Here is a 17,810-nt window from a genome sequence, read left to right as displayed (position 1 = left end):
CACGTCGACTGCCCCGGTCACGCCGACTACGTGAAGAACATGATCACGGGTGCCGCGCAGATGGACGGCGCGATCCTCGTGGTCGCCGCCACCGACGGTCCGATGCCGCAGACGAAGGAGCACGTCCTCCTGGCCCGCCAGGTCGGCGTTCCCTACATCGTCGTGGCGCTCAACAAGGCCGACATGGTCGACGACGAGGAGATCCTCGAGCTCGTCGAGATGGAGGTCCGCGAGCTGCTGTCCTCCTACGAGTTCCCGGGCGACGACCTGCCGGTCGTCAAGGTCTCCGCCCTGAAGGCCCTCGAGGGCGACCCCGAGTGGGGCAAGTCGGTGCTCGAGCTCATGGACGCCGTCGACTCCGCCATCCCGGAGCCGGAGCGCGAGATCGACAAGCCGTTCCTCATGCCCGTCGAGGACGTCTTCACGATCACCGGTCGTGGCACGGTCGTCACCGGCCGCATCGAGCGCGGTGTCCTCAAGGTCAACGAGGAGGTCGAGATCGTCGGCATCCACACCGGCCCGCCGGCCAAGACCACCGTCACCGGTGTCGAGATGTTCCGCAAGCTCCTCGACGAGGGTCGCGCTGGCGAGAACGTCGGCCTGCTCCTTCGTGGCACCAAGCGCGAGGACGTCGAGCGTGGCCAGGTTGTCGTCAAGCCGGGTTCCATCACCCCGCACACCGACTTCGAGGCCAACGTCTACATCCTGTCCAAGGACGAGGGTGGCCGTCACACGCCGTTCTACGACAACTACCGTCCCCAGTTCTACTTCCGTACCACGGACGTGACGGGCGTTGTGCACCTCCCCGAGGGCACCGAGATGGTCATGCCCGGTGACAACACCGAGATGAACGTCGAGCTCATCCAGCCGATCGCCATGGAGGAGGGCCTCAAGTTCGCGATCCGCGAGGGTGGCCGCACCGTGGGCGCCGGCCGCGTCACCAAGATCCTCAAGTGATCTGACGCAGTACCGCCAGCAGGGCCCCGCAGCTTCGGCTGCGGGGCCCTGCTGCTGTCTGGTGGCGTACAACGGGGCTCGGCGTATGCCGCCGGGCCGACGGCGCGGCATACGGCGCCGTCGGCGTGCTCCGTGGTGAGGGTCAGTGGGGCGCCGGGCGCAGCACGTCAGGTGACAGGTCCGCCACGGACGTGACCCCGGAGAGTCCCATCGTGAGGTCCAGCTCGGCGAGGACGTTGGTGATGACGTCGCGGACGCCGTCCTCACCGGCGAGGGACAGACCGTAGAGGTATGGGCGGCCCAGGGCCACGGCGTCAGCGCCGAGAGCCAGGGCCTTGAGGACGTCCGAGCCGGTCCGCACCCCGCTGTCGAGCACGAGGGTCGTCTCGGCCCCGACCGCCGAGCGGATGGCCGGCAGGGCGTCCAGCGACGCGACCGCCCCGTCCACCTGACGGCCGCCGTGGTTGCTCACCACGATCCCCTGGGCGCCGATCTCCACGGCTCGCTGCGCATCCTCGGGGTGCAGGATGCCCTTGAGCACGATGGGCAGGTCGGTTCGGTGGCGCAGCGTGGCCAGCGCGTCCCAGGTCAGGCCCGGGTTGGAGTAGATGTCCAGGAAGGTCTCCACCGACGCACGCGGTTCGGGTGAGCGCAGTGTGTCGCGCAGGCGCCCCGGATGGTTGCGGCTGATGGACAGCAGGGAGCGCAGCGCGCCCAGCGTCACCTGGACCTTCTCGGCGGGCGCGGCACCGGCCGACCCGGCCATCCGCTGCCGCACGACCTCCTGGAAGCGCGGGTCGGACGTGTACTGGGCGATGCCGATGCCCTGAGAGAACGGCAGGCTGCCCAGGTTGAGGTCCGCAGGGCGCCAGCCGAGCATCGTCGTGTCGAGCGTGACCACGACAGCGCCGGCGCTGATCCGAGCAGCTCGGTCGAGCAGGCTGTCCACCAGCGCCTCGTCGGTCGACCAGTACAGCTGGAACCATCGAGGGGCGTCGCCCATGGCCTCGGCCACCGCCTCCATCGGTACGCACCCCTGGTTGGAGATCACGTACGGCACGCCCGTCGCTGCGGCGGCCCGGGCGATCTGCAGGTCGCTGCCGCGGCTGATGAGGCCGGCTGCCCCGATCGGCGCGAGCAGCAGGGGAGAGGGTGCCGGGCTCCCCAGCAGCCGGGTCGTCAGGTCGCGACGAGGGTGTCCCGGAAGCATCCGCGGCAGGATCTGCCACGCGTCGAAGGCCTGACGGTTCGCCCGCATGGTGGCGCCTTCGCCCGCACCGCCTGCCACGTAGGCCCAGGCCTGCAACGACATCGCCGCCTGGGCCCGCCGCTCCAGCTCAGCGAAGTCCGCGGGCACGCGTGGACGGCGGCCGAGCACACCTGCGCGGTAGATCGCGCCCTGGCGATCTCGGCCCCATCCACTGCTGAGAGTCGTCATGGGCCGATCTTGCCGTTTGCCGCCGTCCCACAGTGGGCACGCCACCCAGGAAGTGGATGTCGAACCCAGGAGAGAGATCATGGCCCGCGAGGGAACCCGCGAGGAAACCAGTGCTGCGGAGCGCGAGCACGCCCCCGGCCCGGAGGACGGCCGCAAGCCGGACGGGCCCCCAGACCTGACCACGCCGTCGTGGACCTACACGGCCAAGGCCGCCCTCGCGGAGTTCGGCCACGACCAGTGCACCGACCTCGCCGCGGCCCTGACCTACTACTCGGTGCTCGCGCTCTTCCCGGGACTGCTGGCGTTGGTCTCGCTGCTCGGCATCTTCGGGCAGGGACAGTCCACGACCCAGACGTTGCTGGACATCATCCGTCAGATCGGGCAGGGGAACGCGGCCGACCAGCTCCGAGGACCGCTTGACCAGATGACCCACACCGGATCGGCCGGCTTCGCGCTGGCCTTCGGCCTGGTGGGCGCGCTGTGGTCCGCGTCGGGCTACGTCGGGGCCTTCGGCCGCGCGCTCAACCGGATCTACCAGATCGACGAGGGCCGGCCTGCCTGGAAGCTGCGGCCCCAGCAGCTGCTCATCACGGCCGTCAGCGTGGTCATGGCGGCCCTCGTGCTCGTCGGTCTCGTGCTCAGTGGCTCGGTCGCCCAGTCCGTCGGCAACGCCATCGGGCTCGGCAGCGGGGCCGTCATGGTCTGGAACATCGCGAAGTGGCCGGTCATCCTGCTCGTGGTGGTCGCACTGGTCGCGATGCTCTACTACTCGACCCCCAACATCAAGCAGCCCAGCTTCCGGTGGATCAGCGTGGGCGCGAGCATCGCGATCGTCACGTGGGTCATCGGCTCGGTCCTGTTCGGCCTGTACGTCTCTCAGTTCGGCCACTACAACAAGACCTACGGCTCACTGGCGGGGGTGATCGTCTTCCTCCTGTGGCTCTGGATCACCAACCTGGCGCTGCTCTTCGGTGCCGAGGTCGACTCAGAGCTCGAGCGCGCCCGTGAGCTCCAGTCCGGTATCGAGGCCGAGGAGGTGCTCCAGCTGCCCCCGCGGGACACCCGCGGATCGGACAAGAGGCGCGCCAAGGCGCAGGAGCGGGTCGAGCAGGGCCGGGCGCTCCGCGAGAGCGCGGGGGAGCCGACGGGTGAGGAGGCGGGGGAGCCGACGCGTGCGACGCGCCACTGAGAGGAGTATGCCGGGTGCCTGCCGCCCGATTTGGTAGGTCACCGGGGGCTCTGGCACACTAGAGCGGTTGCTTGACGCGCGGCGATGCCCTGTCTGGAAAACATGGACGTCTCCGCCACCCCCGGTGTCATCTCGAACCACCCGTTCTCGGGTGGGGCGACACACCAGGGAAGCGTAAGCCCCGGCTCTGCCGGACCAACCGACCGCCGATGAGCGCGAAAGCGCATGTCGTCGGGCCGCGAAGCGGGTGCGACACACCCGACCGCGGGGGTCGGAGGCCCGCAGAGGCGGCCAGAAGCTCACATGTTCGGCGAGAGAGAGACGTAACGGAGATGGCGGGACAGAAGATCCGCATCCGACTGAAGTCGTATGACCACGAGGTCATCGACAACTCGGCGCGCAAGATTGTCGACACGGTCACCCGTGCCGGCGCGACGGTGGTTGGCCCCGTGCCCCTGCCCACGGAGAAGAACGTCTTCGTGGTCATCCGTTCGCCCCACAAGTACAAGGACAGCCGCGAGCACTTCGAGATGCGCACCCACAAGCGCCTCATCGACATCATCGACCCGACGCCCAAGGCCGTCGACTCGCTGATGCGCCTCGACCTGCCGGCTGACGTCAACATCGAGATCAAGCTCTAAGCGGGAATGGCGATGACGACTCAACTTTCCATCAAGACCGTGAAGGGCGTGCTGGGCACCAAGCTCGGTATGACCCAGGTGTGGGACGCCGACAACCGGCTCGTCCCCGTCACCGTCATCGAGGCGGGCCCCTGCGTCGTCACGCAGGTCCGCGACGCCGACAAGGACGGCTACGCGGCTGTCCAGATCGCGTTCGGAGCCATCGACCCGCGCAAGGTGACCAAGCCGCTGACCGGGCACTTCGAGAAGGCCGGCGTGACGCCCCGCCGCCACCTTGTCGAGCTCCGCACCGGCGACGCCACGGACTACGCCCTCGGCCAGGAGATCACGGTCGAGACCTTCGAGGCGGGCCAGGACATCGACGTCACCGGCACCACCAAGGGCAAGGGCTTCGCGGGTGTCATGAAGCGTCACGGCTTCCACGGTGTGAGCTCCTCGCACGGTGCCCACAAGAACCACCGCAAGCCGGGCTCGATCGGTGGCTGCGCCACCCCGGGTCGTGTCTTCAAGGGCATGCGCATGGCCGGCCGTATGGGCGGCGTGCGTCAGACCACCCAGAACCTCACCATCCACGCCGTGGATGCCGACAAGGGCCTGCTGCTCGTCAAGGGCGCCGTCCCCGGCCCCCGTGGCGGCATCGTCCTGGTCCGCACGGCCGCGAAGGGAGCCTGATCTCCATGGCTACCAAGACTGCACAGCCTGGCAAGGTGCTCGACCTCGAGCTGCCCGTCGAGATCTTCGACGTGCAGGTCAACGTCCCGCTGATCCACCAGGTCGTCGTCGCCCAGATGGCAGCTGCCCGTCAGGGCACGCACTCCACCAAGACCCGCGGCGAGGTTCGCGGCGGTGGCCGCAAGCCCTACCGCCAGAAGGGCACCGGCCGCGCCCGCCAGGGCTCGACCCGCGCGCCGCAGTTCGCCGGCGGTGGCGTCGTCCACGGCCCGCAGCCGCGTGACTACGCCCAGCGGACCCCCAAGAAGATGAAGGCTGCTGCCCTGCGTGGCGCTCTCTCCGACCGGGCCCGCAACGACCGCATCCATGTGGTCGAGTCGCTGGTCACCGGTGACGCCCCCTCCACCAAGGACGCCCGCGTCCTGCTGGCCGGACTCACCGAGCGTCCCAACGTGCTCGTGGTCCTGGACCGCGCCGACCTCGTCTCGATGAAGTCGGTCCGCAACCTCGAGGGCGTGCACGTGCTCGCCGCCGACCAGCTCAACACCTACGACGTGCTGTGCGCCGACGATGTCGTCTTCACGCGCGCCGCGCTCGACGCCTTCGTGAGCGGGGCTCAGCCCGTGGGCGGCGCCGTCGAGATCGTCACCGAGGAGACCAAGTGAGCACTCTCGCCACCGGTAAGGACCCCCGCGACATCCTGATCGCGCCCGTCGTGTCGGAGAAGTCGTACTCGCTGCTCGACCAGGGCAAGTACACCTTCATCGTCGACCCGCGCGCCAACAAGACCGAGATCAAGATCGCCATCGAGCGCATCTTCAACGTCAAGGTCGACTCCGTGCACACTCTCAACCGCCCGGGCAAGACCCGCCGGACGCGGTTCGGCATCGGCAAGCGCAAGGACACCAAGCGTGCGATCGTCACCCTCCGCGAGGGCTCGATCGACATCTTCGGTGCCGGCGCCTGACGAGGACGCTGAAGAGACTACGGGACTTCGAAAAAGGAATTTCGAACTATGGGTATCCGCAAGTACAAGCCGACGACGCCTGGTCGTCGTGGCTCCAGCGTCGCCGACTTCGTCGAGGTCACGCGCTCCACGCCAGAGAAGTCGCTGGTTCGCCCGCTGAGCAAGTCCGGTGGGCGCAACAGCAACGGCCGCATCACCACCCGGCATATCGGTGGTGGTCACAAGCGTGCGTACCGTGTCATCGACTTCCGTCGTCATGACAAGGACGGCGTGCCGGCCAAGGTCGCTCACATCGAGTACGACCCCAACCGCACTGCCCGCATCGCGCTGCTGCACTACGCCGACGGCGAGAAGCGCTACATCCTGGCCCCCAAGGGCCTCGAGCAGGGTGCTGCCATCGAGAACGGCGCCACGGCTGACATCAAGCCGGGCAACAGCCTTCCGCTGCGCAACATCCCCACCGGTACGGTCATCCACGCTGTGGAGCTCAAGCCCGGTGGCGGCGCGAAGATCGCCCGCTCGGCCGGTGTGCGTGTCCAGCTCGTGGCCAAGGACGGCCCCTACGCCCAGCTGCGTATGCCGTCGGGTGAGATCCGCAACGTCGACCTGCGCTGCCGCGCGACGGTCGGCGAGGTGGGCAACGCCGAGCAGTCCAACATCAACTGGGGCAAGGCCGGCCGCATGCGCTGGAAGGGCAAGCGCCCGACCGTCCGCGGTGTCGCCATGAACCCGGTGGACCACCCGCACGGTGGTGGCGAGGGCAAGACCTCTGGTGGTCGTCACCCGGTTAGCCCGTGGGGCCAGGCCGAGGGCCGCACCCGTCGCCCCGGCAAGCCGAGCGACAAGCTGATCGTCCGTCGCCGCCGTACTGGCAAGAAGCGCTGATAGGAGCCTGGAAACATGCCTCGCAGTCTGAAGAAGGGCCCCTTCATCGACGACCACCTCCAGAAGAAGGTGGACGCCCAGAACGAAGCGGGTTCGAAGAACGTCATCAAGACCTGGTCGCGCCGTTCGGTCATCAGCCCGGACATGCTCGGTCACACCCTTGCCGTGCACGACGGCCGCAAGCACGTCCCGGTGTTCGTCACCGAGTCGATGGTCGGCCACAAGCTCGGTGAGTTCGCGCCGACCCGCACGTTCCGGGGTCACGTGAAGGACGACAAGAAGGGGCGTCGTCGCTGATGGCCGCCCCCACCGAGAACAAGGACAACGTCATGGAAGCCAAGGCGAGCGCGCGGCACGTCCGCGTCACGCCCCAGAAGGCGCGCCGCGTCGTGGACCTCATCCGCGGCAAGCAGGCCGTCGAGGCCGTGTCGGTGCTGCAGTTCGCACCGCAGTCCGCCTCCGAGCCGATCAAGAAGGTGCTCGAGAGCGCCATCGCGAACGCCCGGGTCAAGGCAGACCGCGCCTCCGAGGCCTTCGACGAGCGCACCCTGGTCGTCAGTGCAGCCTTCGTCGACGAGGGTCCGACCATGAAGCGGTTCCGTCCGCGCGCCCAGGGCCGCGCGGCCCGCATCAACAAGCGCACCAGCCACATCACCGTGGTCGTCACGCCGAAGACCACCAAGGGAGGCACCCGCTAATGGGCCAGAAGGTCAACCCGCACGGCTTCCGCCTCGGCATCACCACCGAGCACAAGAGCCGCTGGTTCGCTGACTCCACCAAGGAGGGTCAGCGCTACCGCGACTACGTCAAGGAAGACGTCGCGATCCGCAAGCTCATGTCCGAGGGCATGGAGCGGGCCGGCATCTCCCGGGTCGAGATCGAGCGCACCCGTGACCGAGTCCGCGTGGACATCCACACGGCCCGCCCGGGCATCGTCATCGGTCGCCGCGGCGCCGAGGCCGACCGCATCCGCGGCGAGCTCGAGAAGCTCACGGGCAAGCAGGTCCAGCTCAACATCCTCGAGGTCAAGAACCCCGAGGTGGACAGCCAGCTGGTCGCACAGGGCATCGCCGAGCAGCTCTCTGCTCGTGTGTCGTTCCGTCGTGCGATGCGCAAGGGCATGCAGTCCGCCACCCGCGCCGGCGCCAAGGGCATCCGCGTGCAGGTCTCCGGCCGTCTCGGCGGCGCGGAGATGTCCCGCACCGAGTTCTACCGCGAGGGTCGCGTCCCGCTGCACACCCTGCGTGCGCAGATCGACTACGGCTTCTACGAGGCCCGCACGACCTTCGGCCGTATCGGTGTGAAGGTCTGGATCTACAAGGGCGACGTCACGGCCCGCGAGCTGGCTCAGCAGCAGGCTGCCGCGCCGCGCCCGAGCCGTGGCCCGCGTCGCGACGGCGCCGACCGTCCCGCCCGCGCCCGTCGCGAGCGCCCCGAGGCGACCGAGTCCACCGCTGCCGAGCAGGCCCCGGCCACCGAGGCTCCCGCTGCCAGCGTCCCTGCCAGCTCAGAGGGAGAGTCCTGAGCATGTTGATTCCCCGTCGAGTCAAGCACCGCAAGCAGCACCACCCGGGTCGCTCGGGCGCTGCCAAGGGTGGCACCAAGATCGCGTTCGGCGACTTCGGCATCCAGGCTCTCGAGCCTGCCTACGTCACCAACCGTCAGATCGAGTCCGCTCGTATCGCGATGACGCGTTACATGAAGCGTGGCGGAAAGGTGTGGATCAACATCTACCCCGACCGTCCGCTGACCAAGAAGCCCGCCGAGACCCGCATGGGCTCCGGTAAGGGTTCCCCCGAGTGGTGGATCGCCAACGTCAAGCCGGGCCGGGTGATGTTCGAGGTCTCGGGCGTCTCCGAGGAGGTCGCCCGCGAGGCCATGCGTCTGGCAATGCACAAGCTCCCGATGAAGTGCCGCTTCGTTCGGCGTGAGGGTGGTGACATCTGATGGCAGTCGGTTCGAAGGACCTGACGTCGGAGAACCTGCGTGGTCTCGACGAGGAGCGTCTCGTCGACGAGCTTCGCAAGGCCAAGGAGGAGCTGTTCAACCTCCGGTTCCAGTCGGCCACCGGCCAGCTGGACAACCACGGCCGGCTGCGCGCGGTCCGCAAGGACATCGCCCGCATCTACACCGAGCTGCGCGAGCGTGAGCTCGGCATCGGGCAGAGCCCCAGTGGCACCGAGAGCACGGAGAAGTCGGCATGAGCAAGCACGTGAAGGATGAGGCCGTGACCGAAGGCATCGCGCGCAACGACCGCAAGACCCGCCAGGGCTACGTGGTCAGCGACAAGATGGACAAGACCGTCGTGGTCGAGGTCGAGGACCGCGTCAAGCACGCCCTCTACGGCAAGGTCATCCGCCGCACCAGCAAGGTCAAGGCGCACGACGACCAGAACGCCGCCGGTATCGGCGACCGCGTGCTGATCATGGAGACCCGACCGCTGTCTGCCAGCAAGCGCTGGCGCGTGGTCGAGATCCTCGAGAAGGCCAAGTAAGCCTCTGCCCGTTCAAGGCAATCCAGTCAGTTCGGCCAGGCTCGCCCACGGGTGAGAACCAGCACGACGAGTAGGAGTTAGACAGTGATCCAGCAGGAGTCGCGACTGCGCGTCGCCGACAACACCGGTGCCAAGGAGATCCTTTGCATCCGTGTTCTCGGTGGCTCGGGTCGTCGTTACGCCGGCATCGGTGACGTCATCGTCGCCGCAGTCAAGGACGCCATTCCCGGCGGCAACGTCAAGAAGGGCGACGTCGTCAAGGCGGTCATCGTGCGCACCACCAAGGAGCGCCGGCGTCCCGACGGTAGCTACATCAAGTTCGACGAGAACGCAGCCGTGATCCTCAAGGGCGACGGCGACCCTCGTGGGACCCGTATCTTCGGCCCGGTGGGCCGTGAGCTGCGCGAGAAGAAGTTCATGAAGATCATTTCGCTCGCGCCGGAGGTGCTCTGAGTCATGGCCGCGAAGAAGATGAAGATCAAGAAGGGCGACCTCGTCCAGGTCCTCACCGGCAAGGACAAGGCCAAGCAGGGCAAGGTCATCGCCGTCTACACCGAGACCGAGCGCGTGCTCGTCGAAGGTGTCAACCGCGTGACCCGTCACACCAAGGCCGGCCAGAGCGCCCGCGGCACCCGCACCGGTGGCCTGGTGGTCCAGGAGGCCGCGATCCACGTGAGCAACGTGGCGATCGTCGACCCCTCCGAGAAGAAGCCGACCCGGGTCAAGACTCGCGTCGAGACGGTCGAGCGCAACGGCCGCGAGAAGGCCAGCCGCACCCGCGTCGCGGTGCGCTCGGGCAAGGATCTGTGAGAGAGAGATGACCGAAACCACCACCGTGACCTCAGCACCCCGCCTCAAGGCGCGCTATGCCGCCGAGATCAAGGGCCAGCTGCAGGAGCAGTTCGGACACGCGAACGTCATGCAGGTGCCTGGCGTCGTCAAGGTCGTCGTCAACATGGGTGTTGGTGACGCCGCCAAGGACGCCAAGCTCATCGAGGGCGCCGTCCGCGACCTGTCGGCCATCACCGGACAGAAGCCCATCGTCACCAAGGCCCGCAAGTCCATCGCGCAGTTCAAGCTCCGCGAGGGTATGCCGATCGGTGCGCACACCACGCTGCGCGGCGACCGCATGTGGGAGTTCCTCGACCGTCTCGTGTCGGTGGCGCTGCCCCGCATCCGCGACTTCCGCGGCCTGTCGCCCAAGCAGTTCGACGGCAAGGGCAACTACACGTTCGGTCTCAACGAGCAGTCGATGTTCCACGAGATCGACCAGGACCGCATCGACCGCGTGCGTGGCATGGACATCACCGTGGTGACCACCGCCACCAACGACGACGAGGGCCGTGCACTGCTCAAGGCGCTCGGCTTCCCCTTCAAGGAGAACTGACATGGCGAAGACCGCACTGGTCAACAAGGCCAACAAGAAGCCGAAGTTCGCGGTTCGCGCCTACACGCGCTGCCAGCGCTGCGGCCGTCCGCACTCGGTGTACCGCAAGTTCGGCCTGTGCCGCATCTGCGTGCGCGAGATGGCTCACCGGGGCGAGCTGCCCGGCGTGACCAAGAGCTCCTGGTAGAGACCAGTTCCACACCCACCCATTGATTCTTTTCTACATCGCAGGTCGCCCCGCATGAGCGGGAACGAAACCACGGTGAGAGAGGGCGGAGAAGCCCATGACCATGACTGACCCGATTGCGGACATGCTGACCCGCGTCCGGAACGCCAACTCGGCGCACCACGACGCAGTCTCCATGCCGTTTTCCAAGCTGAAGTCCCACATCGCCGAGATCCTCCAGGCCGAGGGCTACATCGCCGGTTGGACCGTCGAGGACGCCGAGGTCGGCAAGACACTGACCGTCGAGCTGAAGTACGGCCCCAACCGCGAGCGGTCGATCGCCGGTGTGCGCCGGGTGTCCAAGCCCGGTCTGCGCGTCTACGCCAAGTCGACCAACCTGCCCAAGGTGCTCGGCGGGCTCGGCGTGGCCATCATTTCCACCTCGTCTGGTCTCCTCACGGACCGCCAGGCCGCGACCAAGGGTGTGGGTGGGGAAGTCCTCGCCTACGTCTGGTAAGGGGTCACGACATGTCGCGAATCGGACGACTTCCGGTCGCCATCCCCAGCGGTGTCGACATCACCATCGACGGCCAGGCCGTCACGGTGAAGGGTCCCAAGGGCGAGCTCAGCCACGTGGTGGCCGAGCCCATCACCGTCGCCAAGGGCGATGAGGGCAGCCTCGAGGTCAAGCGCCCCAACGACGAGCGTCAGTCCCGTGCCCTGCACGGCCTGACCCGCTCGCTCATCAACAACATGGTCCTCGGTGTCACCGAGGGCTACGAGAAGAAGATGGAGATCCACGGGACGGGTTACCGCGTGGCCAACAAGGACGGGAACCTCGAGTTCGCGCTCGGCTACAGCCACCCGATCACCGTGCAGGCCCCCGAGGGCATCTCCTTCGCTGTCGAGAACCCCACCCGCTTCGCGGTCCAGGGCATCGACAAGCAGCTGGTCGGCGAGGTCGCCGCGAACATCCGCAAGCTGCGCAAGCCCGACCCGTACAAGGGCAAGGGCGTTCGCTACGCGGGCGAGCAGATCCGTCGCAAGGTCGGAAAGGCTGGTAAGTAAGCCATGGCAATGATCGTCAAGCGCGCCAAGGGGAAGTCCGCTGCTCGCGGGCGTCGCCACCTGCGCCTGCGCAAGAAGGTCGCCGGCACCACCGCGCGTCCCCGTCTGGTGGTCTCGCGCTCGAGCCGTCACGTCTTCGTGCAGATCGTGGACGACACCGTCGGCAAGACCGTCGCGTCGGCCTCGACCATGGAGGCGGACCTGCGGTCCTTCGAGGGTGACAAGACCGCCAAGGCCCGCAAGGTCGGCGAGCTCCTCGCCGAGCGTGCCAAGAGCGCCGGTGTCGAGGCTGTCGTCTTCGACCGCGGCGGGAACAAGTACCACGGTCGCATCGCCGCCATCGCCGAGGGCGCCCGCGAGGGTGGGCTGTCCCTGTGATGACCGCTGCTACCAACAACGCAACCGTTGAGATGAGGAACATCTGATGCCCGGACCCCAGCGTCGAGGCACTGGTGCTGCTGGCGGCGACGCCCGTTCCGGCGGCGACCGCAATGACCGCCGAGGCGGCCGTGACAACCGTCGTGACGGTGGCCGCGACCAGGTCGAGAAGAGCGCCTACGTCGAGCGCGTCGTGACCATCAACCGCGTCGCCAAGGTCGTCAAGGGTGGCCGCCGCTTCAGCTTCACCGCTCTCGTGGTGGTGGGTGACGGCGACGGCACCGTGGGTGTCGGCTACGGCAAGGCCAAGGAGGTCCCCGCGGCCATCGCCAAGGGTGTCGAGGAGGCCAAGAAGCAGTTCTTCAAGGTCCCGCGCATCCAGGGCACCATCCCGCACCCCGTCCAGGGCGAGGCCGCCGCAGGTGTCGTCATGCTCCGCCCCGCCGCTCCCGGTACCGGTGTCATCGCCGGTGGCCCGGTGCGAGCGGTGCTCGAGTGCGCCGGCATCCATGACGTCCTGTCCAAGTCGCTCGGCTCGGACAACGCGATCAACATCGTCCACGCGGCGGTCGCGGCCCTCAAGGGCCTCGAGCGTCCCGAGGCCGTTGCCGCTCGTCGTGGCCTGCCGGTCGACCAGGTCGCCCCGGCCGCCATGCTGCGCGCCCAGGCTGCCGGTCGCGAGGCCGCCCGCACTGCCGCGAAGGCTGGTGCGTGATGGCTCGTCTCAAGGTGACCCAGACCCGTTCCGAGATCGGCGGCAAGCAGAACCAGCGTGACACGCTGCGCAGCCTCGGTCTGAAGCGCATTGGCGACGTCGTCGTCAAGGAGGACCGTCCCGAGATCCGCGGGATGGTCAAGACGGTGACCCACCTGGTCGCTGTCGAGGAGGTTGACTGACCATGGCTGACAACACTGCCAAGAAGGCCCCCAAGGCCGCCGCTGGCGAGGGCACGGCCCTCAAGCTTCACCACCTGCGTCCGGCCCCCGGCGCCAAGACCGCCAAGACCCGTGTGGGTCGCGGTGAGGGCTCCAAGGGCAAGACGGCCGGTCGCGGCACCAAGGGCACCAAGGCCCGCTACCAGGTTCCGGAGCGCTTCGAGGGCGGCGCCATGCCGCTGCACATGCGTCTCCCGAAGCTGCGCGGCTTCAAGAACCCCTTCAAGGTCGAGTACCAGGTCGTCAACCTCGACAAGCTGAGCGCGCTCTACCCCCAGGGTGGCGACGTGACCGTGGCCGACCTCGTGGCCAAGGGCGCGGTTCGCGACAACGCCCCGGTCAAGGTGCTCGGCACGGGCGAGATCACGGTCAAGGTCAGCGTGACCGCCGACAAGTTCTCGGCCACCGCCAAGGAGAAGATCGAGGCCGCCGGTGGCTCGGTGACCTCCGCCTGACCCAAGCTTCACCGGTATGCCGCGGGCTCACCTCTGGTGGGCTCGCGGCATACCCGTTTGGTGATCCCGGCCCGGCGCCGGGGTAACCTTCCTAGGATCGTCTGACCGTCGTCACCGCGTGGGCCCGTGGCCCTGCGTCACCAGGAGGACCTGTGCTCACCGCCTTCACCCGTGCGTTCAAGACGCCGGACTTGCGCAGGAAGCTGCTGTTCACCCTCGGCATCGTGGTCATCTTCCGGCTGGGCAGCCACGTGCCGGTGCCCGGCGTGAGCTACAGCGCGGTGCAGGCCTGCCTGAAGAACGCCGACAACACCTCCGGCGTGCTCGGCCTCGCGAACCTCTTCAGCGGCGGGGCGCTGCTCCAGCTGTCGATCTTCGCGCTCGGGATCATGCCCTACATCACGGCGAGCATCATCGTGCAGCTGCTCACCGTGGTGATCCCGCGGTTCGAGGCCCTCAAGAAGGAGGGCCAGCAGGGCCAGACGAAGATGACCCAGTACACCCGCTACCTGACCATCGGCCTGGCGGTGCTGCAGTCCTCCACGCTGGTCACCTTCGCCCAGAACCCGCAGGCGCTCTTCGGCGCCCAGTGCACGAGCATCCTGCCGAACGGCTCGATCCCCACCCTCGTGATCATGGTGCTGACCATGACGGCCGGCACCGGCGTCGTCATGTGGCTGGCGGAGCTCGTCACCGACAAGGGCATCGGCAATGGCATGTCCCTGCTGATCTTCACCTCGATCGCCAGCGCCTTCCCCAGCTCGCTGTGGGCCATCGAGCAGCAGCAGGGCCGCTGGGACGTGTTCATCGGCGTGATCCTGCTCGGCTTCGTCATCATCGCGCTCGTGGTCTTCGTCGAGCAGAGCCAGCGGCGCATCCCCGTCCAGTACGCCAAGCGCCAGGTGGGCCGTCAGATGTACGGCGGGACCTCTACCTACATCCCGCTCAAGGTCAACATGGCCGGCGTGATCCCCGTGATCTTCGCCTCGTCCCTGCTCGCCCTGCCCTCGCTCGTGGCACAGTTCAACACGTCCACGACGGGGCACCAGGCCGCCTGGGTGACCTGGGTCCAGCAGAACCTCGTGCGTGGCGACCACCCGATCTACATGCTCCTCTACGTCGGGCTGATCCTGTTCTTCACGTTCTTCTACGTGTCGATCACGTTCAACCCCACCGAGGTCGCCGACAACATGAAGCGGTACGGCGGCTTCATCCCAGGTATCCGCGCCGGGCGACCCACGGCCGAGTACCTCGACTACGTGCTCACCCGCATCACCGTCCCGGGGGCCATCTACCTTGGCCTCATCTCGCTGATCCCGCTCATCGCACTGGTGCTCGTCGGCGCCACCCAGAACTTCCCGTTCGGTGGCACCTCCATCCTCATCATCGTCGGTGTGGGCCTGGAGACCGTGAAGCAGATCGAGTCCCAGCTGCAGCAGCGCCATTACGAAGGGTTCCTCCGCTGATGCGTCTGATCATCCTCGGGCCGCCCGGTGCCGGTAAGGGCACGCAGGCCGCCAAGATCGCCGAGTCCTACGGCATCCCCGCCATCTCCACCGGTGACATCTTCCGCGCCAACATCAAGAACGAGACCGAGCTCGGCCGCCAGGTCAAGGACATCCTCGCCTCCGGCGGCTACGTCACCGACGAGATCACCAACGCCATCGTGCGTGACCGGCTCTTCGAGGACGATGCCGAGCGGGGCTTCCTGCTCGACGGCTACCCGCGCACCGCGGCCCAGGTCGACGCCCTCGACGCGATCCTCGCGGAGCACGACCACAAGCTCGAGGCCGTTCTCGAGCTGACCGTGGACGAGGACGCGGTCGTGCAGCGGCTCCTCAAGCGCGCCGAGACCGAGGGCCGCGACGACGACACCGAGGACGTGATCCGCGAGCGTCAGGCGATCTACCGCCGCGAGACGGCACCGCTCACCGAGATCTACGCCGCCCGGGGCCTGCTGCGCCGGGTCGACGGCATGGGCACGGTTGACGAGGTGTTCGGCCATGTGGCCAGTGCCCTCGAAGGAGTTGCTCGCACCTGATGTTCGGCCGGTCGCGAATCGAGACCAAGACCCCGGAGCAGATCCTGCGCATGCGCAAGGCTGGTCTGGTGGTCGGGCAGACCCTGCAGCTCATGGCGCAGACGGTGCGGCCGGGGATCAGCACCAAGCAGCTCGACGAGCTCGCGGAGGAGCACATCCGTGGCTGTGGAGCCGTCCCGTCCTTCCTGGGCTACCACGGGTTCACGGGCTCGCTGTGCACCTCGGTCAACGACGAGGTCGTGCATGGCATCCCGGGTCCTCGCGTCCTCAACGAGGGTGACCTGATCTCCATCGACTGTGGCGCGATCGTCGACGGCTGGCACGGCGACGCAGCGATCTCCGTGGTCGTCGGCGGCCGCTCGGCCGCCCGGCCCGAGGACCTGGAGCTGATCGACGCGACCGAGGACTCCATGTGGGCCGGGATCGCGGCGCTGGCGGTGGGGGAGCCCCTGTATGCCGTGGGCGCTGCGGTCGAGGACAGTGTGGTGACCGCGTCGGAGCGCGACGGCCGCACCTACGGCATCGTCGAGGACTATGTGGGCCACGGCATCGGCACCGAGATGCACCAGGACCCCCAGGTGCCGAACTACGCCGTGCGCGACAAGGGCCCCACGGTCCGCTCCGGCGTGACGGTGGCCATCGAGCCGATGGTGACGCTCGGGAGCGCCGAGACCAGGGTGCTTCAGGACGACTGGACCGTCGTCACGGTCGACGGGTCGCGCGCGGCGCACTGGGAGAACACCGTCGCGGTGACCGACGGCGGTCTCTGGGTGCTTACGGCGCTCGACGGCGGCCAGGAGCGGCTGGAAGCCGCCGGCGCGGCATACGCCCCGCTGGGCTGAGCGGTCGTATTGCCCCCAATCCACCGCCCCGGGCGCCCAGACTGCCGAACACGGTGGATCCAGGGCAAGCAGTCGGGGCGGGGTGCGGCCCCGCAGGCGCGATTTCGTGCGTGAGGGGTACCTGACGTAGACTCGTCTGTCGGCATGCGTGTCATACGCGCGCGTGCTGGTTCTACGTGTGCCCCGTTCGCCCCTCCTGGGGCGGGGGTGGATTGATCAACTCAGCAGATTGTGGAGGCTATGGCCAAGAAGGACGGTGTCATCGAGATCGAGGGCACGATCGTCGAGGCTCTCCCGAACGCCATGTTCAGGGTCGAGCTGACGAACGGTCACAAGGTTCTCGCTCACATCTCGGGCAAGATGCGTCAGCACTACATCCGGATCCTCCCCGAGGACCGTGTGGTGGTGGAGCTCAGCCCGTACGACCTGACCCGTGGCCGGATCGTCTTCCGCTACCGCTGACGTAGATGCAAGACCCGCCGACCATCAGGTCAGCGGTCCAGATCGAGGCGAAGCAGAGGCTATGAAGGTTCAGCCGAGCGTCAAGAAGATCTGCGACAAGTGCAAGGTGATCCGCCGTCACGGTCGGGTCATGGTGATCTGCGAGAACCTGCGCCACAAGCAGCGTCAGGGCTGAGCACCGCCCGGGTCCAGTGCCCGGGGGCATGAGTCGCATCTCTTCGAGAAGCGCAGACAAGTGAATGACCGCAGTACCCGGCCCCTGTGCGCGGCGTCGTCGACACGACGACTTTCAACGCCGACCAGGATGTCACCCCCGGCCCGGAGGCCGAGGACCGGTGCCCCGAAGAAAGCTTCGGGAACCAGCCCGGAACGGTACTGCTCCAGACCTCCGGTGAAACAAAGGAAACACACAAGATGGCACGTCTTGTCGGTGTGGACCTGCCGCGCGAGAAGCGCGTCGAGGTCGCTCTCACCTACATTTTCGGAGTGGGTCGCACCCGCTCCCAGCAGGCGCTGGCCGCCACGGGCGTGAGCCCGGACACCCGCGTCCGCGACCTCACGGACGAGGACCTGGTCAAGCTCCGCGACTTCCTCGAGGCGAACGTCAAGCACGAGGGTGACCTGCGTCGCGAGATCGCCGCTGACATCCGCCGCAAGGTCGAGATCGGTTCTTACGAGGGCCTTCGTCACCGTCGCGGTCTCCCGGTGCGTGGACAGCGCACCAAGACCAACGCGCGTACGCGCAAGGGTCCCAAGCGCACCGTCGCCGGCAAGAAGAAGGTTGGTAAGTAATGCCCCCGAAGAGCCGCACGGCGCCTGGCGCGAAGAAGGT

General features: G+C 67.6%; 29 protein-coding genes and 1 pseudogene. 29 read left to right on the top strand and 1 reads right to left on the bottom strand.

Annotated elements, in window-relative coordinates:
• Positions 1-957, top strand: a 957-nt coding sequence (gene tuf, locus VGN50_RS06065) for an elongation factor Tu (protein WP_327443796.1), incomplete at its 5' end; no start/stop codon positions are given.
• Positions 958-1,099: 142 nt separating this feature from the next.
• Here tuf and VGN50_RS06060 read toward each other — a convergent pair.
• Positions 1,100-2,395, bottom strand: a complete 1,296-nt coding sequence (locus VGN50_RS06060) for an alpha-hydroxy-acid oxidizing protein (protein WP_327443795.1) — start codon at positions 2,393-2,395, stop codon at positions 1,100-1,102.
• Between the two features lie 79 nt (positions 2,396-2,474).
• On the opposite strand from VGN50_RS06060, the gene VGN50_RS06055 reads away from it, so the two are divergent.
• From VGN50_RS06055 to rpsM, 28 genes and pseudogenes are all read left to right on the top strand, one after another.
• Complete coding sequence (locus VGN50_RS06055; RefSeq protein WP_327443794.1) at positions 2,475-3,584, top strand: YihY/virulence factor BrkB family protein; 1,110 nt, start codon at positions 2,475-2,477, stop codon at positions 3,582-3,584.
• A gap of 332 nt (positions 3,585-3,916) precedes the next feature.
• Positions 3,917-4,225 carry a 30S ribosomal protein S10 gene (gene rpsJ / locus VGN50_RS06050; protein ID WP_009775966.1) on the top strand — a complete coding sequence of 103 codons (309 nt, stop codon included), beginning with the start codon at positions 3,917-3,919 and terminating at the stop codon, positions 4,223-4,225.
• A gap of 12 nt (positions 4,226-4,237) precedes the next feature.
• The gene (rplC, locus tag VGN50_RS06045) at positions 4,238-4,897 is read left to right on the top strand and encodes a 50S ribosomal protein L3 (RefSeq protein ID WP_327443793.1); all 660 of its coding nucleotides are present in this window, start codon (positions 4,238-4,240) and stop codon (positions 4,895-4,897) included.
• 5 nt (positions 4,898-4,902) lie between these two features.
• Complete coding sequence (gene rplD / locus VGN50_RS06040) at positions 4,903-5,562, top strand: 50S ribosomal protein L4 (protein WP_327443792.1); 660 nt, start codon at positions 4,903-4,905, stop codon at positions 5,560-5,562.
• Positions 5,559-5,864, top strand: a complete 306-nt coding sequence (gene rplW / locus VGN50_RS06035; RefSeq protein WP_327443791.1) for a 50S ribosomal protein L23 — start codon at positions 5,559-5,561, stop codon at positions 5,862-5,864. Before rplD ends, rplW begins: the two co-directional genes overlap by 4 nt.
• A 48-nt stretch (positions 5,865-5,912) precedes the next feature.
• On the top strand, positions 5,913-6,749 hold the full coding sequence (gene rplB, locus VGN50_RS06030; protein WP_327443790.1) for a 50S ribosomal protein L2: 837 nt from the start codon (positions 5,913-5,915) through the stop codon (positions 6,747-6,749).
• A gap of 15 nt (positions 6,750-6,764) precedes the next feature.
• On the top strand, positions 6,765-7,046 hold the full coding sequence (gene rpsS / locus VGN50_RS06025) for a 30S ribosomal protein S19 (protein ID WP_327443789.1): 282 nt from the start codon (positions 6,765-6,767) through the stop codon (positions 7,044-7,046).
• Between the two features lie 32 nt (positions 7,047-7,078).
• On the top strand, positions 7,079-7,447 hold the full coding sequence (rplV, locus tag VGN50_RS06020) for a 50S ribosomal protein L22 (protein ID WP_327443798.1): 369 nt from the start codon (positions 7,079-7,081) through the stop codon (positions 7,445-7,447).
• A complete protein-coding gene (gene rpsC, locus VGN50_RS06015) occupies positions 7,447-8,274 on the top strand; it encodes a 30S ribosomal protein S3 (protein WP_327443788.1) in 828 nt (275 codons plus the stop codon). The genes rplV and rpsC overlap by 1 nt, the downstream gene beginning before the upstream one ends.
• A 2-nt stretch (positions 8,275-8,276) precedes the next feature.
• Positions 8,277-8,696: a 50S ribosomal protein L16 gene (rplP, locus tag VGN50_RS06010; protein WP_327443787.1), complete on the top strand. Its 420-nt coding sequence runs from the start codon at positions 8,277-8,279 to the stop codon at positions 8,694-8,696.
• Positions 8,696-8,908: pseudogene (gene rpmC, locus VGN50_RS06005) on the top strand (50S ribosomal protein L29); the annotation flags it as partial. The gene rplP and the pseudogene rpmC, both read left to right, overlap by 1 nt.
• Positions 8,909-8,949: 41 nt before the next feature.
• Positions 8,950-9,243, top strand: coding sequence for a 30S ribosomal protein S17 (gene rpsQ, locus VGN50_RS06000; protein ID WP_327443786.1), 294 nt, complete (start codon positions 8,950-8,952; stop codon positions 9,241-9,243).
• Positions 9,244-9,327: 84 nt separating this feature from the next.
• The gene (gene rplN, locus VGN50_RS05995; RefSeq protein ID WP_154684475.1) at positions 9,328-9,696 is read left to right on the top strand and encodes a 50S ribosomal protein L14; all 369 of its coding nucleotides are present in this window, start codon (positions 9,328-9,330) and stop codon (positions 9,694-9,696) included.
• A 3-nt stretch (positions 9,697-9,699) separates the two neighbouring features.
• Positions 9,700-10,053 (top strand): 50S ribosomal protein L24, encoded by a 354-nt coding sequence (gene rplX / locus VGN50_RS05990; protein WP_327443785.1) that lies wholly within the window; start codon positions 9,700-9,702, stop codon positions 10,051-10,053.
• Positions 10,054-10,060: 7 nt separating this feature from the next.
• Complete coding sequence (gene rplE, locus VGN50_RS05985; RefSeq protein ID WP_327443784.1) at positions 10,061-10,630, top strand: 50S ribosomal protein L5; 570 nt, start codon at positions 10,061-10,063, stop codon at positions 10,628-10,630.
• A 1-nt stretch (position 10,631) separates the two neighbouring features.
• Complete coding sequence (locus VGN50_RS05980) at positions 10,632-10,817, top strand: type Z 30S ribosomal protein S14 (RefSeq protein ID WP_327443783.1); 186 nt, start codon at positions 10,632-10,634, stop codon at positions 10,815-10,817.
• A 97-nt stretch (positions 10,818-10,914) separates the two neighbouring features.
• The gene (gene rpsH, locus VGN50_RS05975; RefSeq protein WP_327443782.1) at positions 10,915-11,313 is read left to right on the top strand and encodes a 30S ribosomal protein S8; all 399 of its coding nucleotides are present in this window, start codon (positions 10,915-10,917) and stop codon (positions 11,311-11,313) included.
• 11 nt (positions 11,314-11,324) lie between these two features.
• Positions 11,325-11,864, top strand: a complete 540-nt coding sequence (gene rplF, locus VGN50_RS05970) for a 50S ribosomal protein L6 (RefSeq protein ID WP_327443781.1) — start codon at positions 11,325-11,327, stop codon at positions 11,862-11,864.
• A gap of 3 nt (positions 11,865-11,867) precedes the next feature.
• On the top strand, positions 11,868-12,242 hold the full coding sequence (gene rplR / locus VGN50_RS05965) for a 50S ribosomal protein L18 (protein WP_327443780.1): 375 nt from the start codon (positions 11,868-11,870) through the stop codon (positions 12,240-12,242).
• Positions 12,243-12,288: 46 nt separating this feature from the next.
• Positions 12,289-12,957 (top strand): 30S ribosomal protein S5, encoded by a 669-nt coding sequence (gene rpsE / locus VGN50_RS05960; protein ID WP_327443779.1) that lies wholly within the window; start codon positions 12,289-12,291, stop codon positions 12,955-12,957.
• The gene (gene rpmD, locus VGN50_RS05955) at positions 12,957-13,139 is read left to right on the top strand and encodes a 50S ribosomal protein L30 (RefSeq protein ID WP_035902503.1); all 183 of its coding nucleotides are present in this window, start codon (positions 12,957-12,959) and stop codon (positions 13,137-13,139) included. The genes rpsE and rpmD overlap by 1 nt, the downstream gene beginning before the upstream one ends.
• A 2-nt stretch (positions 13,140-13,141) precedes the next feature.
• Positions 13,142-13,633 (top strand): 50S ribosomal protein L15, encoded by a 492-nt coding sequence (gene rplO, locus VGN50_RS05950; RefSeq protein WP_327443778.1) that lies wholly within the window; start codon positions 13,142-13,144, stop codon positions 13,631-13,633.
• A gap of 152 nt (positions 13,634-13,785) precedes the next feature.
• Entirely contained in the window at positions 13,786-15,099 is a 1,314-nt protein-coding gene (secY, locus tag VGN50_RS05945) for a preprotein translocase subunit SecY (protein ID WP_327443777.1), read from the top strand.
• The gene (locus tag VGN50_RS05940; RefSeq protein ID WP_327443776.1) at positions 15,099-15,674 is read left to right on the top strand and encodes an adenylate kinase; all 576 of its coding nucleotides are present in this window, start codon (positions 15,099-15,101) and stop codon (positions 15,672-15,674) included. The genes secY and VGN50_RS05940 overlap by 1 nt, the downstream gene beginning before the upstream one ends.
• Entirely contained in the window at positions 15,674-16,516 is an 843-nt protein-coding gene (gene map / locus VGN50_RS05935; protein WP_327443775.1) for a type I methionyl aminopeptidase, read from the top strand. The genes VGN50_RS05940 and map overlap by 1 nt, the downstream gene beginning before the upstream one ends.
• A 240-nt stretch (positions 16,517-16,756) precedes the next feature.
• Entirely contained in the window at positions 16,757-16,978 is a 222-nt protein-coding gene (gene infA / locus VGN50_RS05930; RefSeq protein WP_006946284.1) for a translation initiation factor IF-1, read from the top strand.
• A gap of 61 nt (positions 16,979-17,039) precedes the next feature.
• Positions 17,040-17,153: a 50S ribosomal protein L36 gene (gene rpmJ / locus VGN50_RS05925; protein ID WP_010148647.1), complete on the top strand. Its 114-nt coding sequence runs from the start codon at positions 17,040-17,042 to the stop codon at positions 17,151-17,153.
• 239 nt (positions 17,154-17,392) lie between these two features.
• On the top strand, positions 17,393-17,770 hold the full coding sequence (rpsM, locus tag VGN50_RS05920; RefSeq protein WP_327443797.1) for a 30S ribosomal protein S13: 378 nt from the start codon (positions 17,393-17,395) through the stop codon (positions 17,768-17,770).
• Positions 17,771-17,810: the final 40 nt, after the last annotated feature.

Source organism: Pedococcus sp. (assembly GCF_036000045.1).
In the GTDB taxonomy this organism is placed as follows: Bacteria; Actinomycetota; Actinomycetes; order Actinomycetales; family Dermatophilaceae; genus Pedococcus.
Note: the sequence above shows the minus strand (reverse complement) of the source record. Positions and strands in the feature narration are given on the sequence as shown.

What these genes read in the sequence shown, in the direction of transcription:
- rpsC (WP_327443788.1), top strand. Translation starts at nt 7,447, where the DNA reads ATGGGCCAGAAGGTCAACCCGCACGGCTTCCGCCTCGGCATCACCACC.
- rpsJ (WP_009775966.1), top strand. Translation starts at nt 3,917, where the DNA reads ATGGCGGGACAGAAGATCCGCATCCGACTGAAGTCGTATGACCACGAG.
- rplP (WP_327443787.1), top strand. Translation starts at nt 8,277, where the DNA reads ATGTTGATTCCCCGTCGAGTCAAGCACCGCAAGCAGCACCACCCGGGT.
- rpmJ (WP_010148647.1), top strand. Translation starts at nt 17,040, where the DNA reads ATGAAGGTTCAGCCGAGCGTCAAGAAGATCTGCGACAAGTGCAAGGTG.
- rpsS (WP_327443789.1), top strand. Translation starts at nt 6,765, where the DNA reads ATGCCTCGCAGTCTGAAGAAGGGCCCCTTCATCGACGACCACCTCCAG.
- rpsQ (WP_327443786.1), top strand. Translation starts at nt 8,950, where the DNA reads ATGAGCAAGCACGTGAAGGATGAGGCCGTGACCGAAGGCATCGCGCGC.
- rplD (WP_327443792.1), top strand. Translation starts at nt 4,903, where the DNA reads ATGGCTACCAAGACTGCACAGCCTGGCAAGGTGCTCGACCTCGAGCTG.
- rpsM (WP_327443797.1), top strand. Translation starts at nt 17,393, where the DNA reads ATGGCACGTCTTGTCGGTGTGGACCTGCCGCGCGAGAAGCGCGTCGAG.
- VGN50_RS06060 (WP_327443795.1), bottom strand. Translation starts at nt 2,395, where the DNA reads ATGACGACTCTCAGCAGTGGATGGGGCCGAGATCGCCAGGGCGCGATC.
- rplX (WP_327443785.1), top strand. Translation starts at nt 9,700, where the DNA reads ATGGCCGCGAAGAAGATGAAGATCAAGAAGGGCGACCTCGTCCAGGTC.
- rplF (WP_327443781.1), top strand. Translation starts at nt 11,325, where the DNA reads ATGTCGCGAATCGGACGACTTCCGGTCGCCATCCCCAGCGGTGTCGAC.
- rplB (WP_327443790.1), top strand. Translation starts at nt 5,913, where the DNA reads ATGGGTATCCGCAAGTACAAGCCGACGACGCCTGGTCGTCGTGGCTCC.
- VGN50_RS06055 (WP_327443794.1), top strand. Translation starts at nt 2,475, where the DNA reads ATGGCCCGCGAGGGAACCCGCGAGGAAACCAGTGCTGCGGAGCGCGAG.
- rpsE (WP_327443779.1), top strand. Translation starts at nt 12,289, where the DNA reads ATGCCCGGACCCCAGCGTCGAGGCACTGGTGCTGCTGGCGGCGACGCC.
- rplV (WP_327443798.1), top strand. Translation starts at nt 7,079, where the DNA reads ATGGAAGCCAAGGCGAGCGCGCGGCACGTCCGCGTCACGCCCCAGAAG.
- rpsH (WP_327443782.1), top strand. Translation starts at nt 10,915, where the DNA reads ATGACCATGACTGACCCGATTGCGGACATGCTGACCCGCGTCCGGAAC.
- rplO (WP_327443778.1), top strand. Translation starts at nt 13,142, where the DNA reads ATGGCTGACAACACTGCCAAGAAGGCCCCCAAGGCCGCCGCTGGCGAG.
- rplR (WP_327443780.1), top strand. Translation starts at nt 11,868, where the DNA reads ATGGCAATGATCGTCAAGCGCGCCAAGGGGAAGTCCGCTGCTCGCGGG.
- rplE (WP_327443784.1), top strand. Translation starts at nt 10,061, where the DNA reads ATGACCGAAACCACCACCGTGACCTCAGCACCCCGCCTCAAGGCGCGC.
- map (WP_327443775.1), top strand. Translation starts at nt 15,674, where the DNA reads ATGTTCGGCCGGTCGCGAATCGAGACCAAGACCCCGGAGCAGATCCTG.
- rplC (WP_327443793.1), top strand. Translation starts at nt 4,238, where the DNA reads ATGACGACTCAACTTTCCATCAAGACCGTGAAGGGCGTGCTGGGCACC.
- infA (WP_006946284.1), top strand. Translation starts at nt 16,757, where the DNA reads ATGGCCAAGAAGGACGGTGTCATCGAGATCGAGGGCACGATCGTCGAG.
- rpmD (WP_035902503.1), top strand. Translation starts at nt 12,957, where the DNA reads ATGGCTCGTCTCAAGGTGACCCAGACCCGTTCCGAGATCGGCGGCAAG.
- VGN50_RS05980 (WP_327443783.1), top strand. Translation starts at nt 10,632, where the DNA reads ATGGCGAAGACCGCACTGGTCAACAAGGCCAACAAGAAGCCGAAGTTC.
- VGN50_RS05940 (WP_327443776.1), top strand. Translation starts at nt 15,099, where the DNA reads ATGCGTCTGATCATCCTCGGGCCGCCCGGTGCCGGTAAGGGCACGCAG.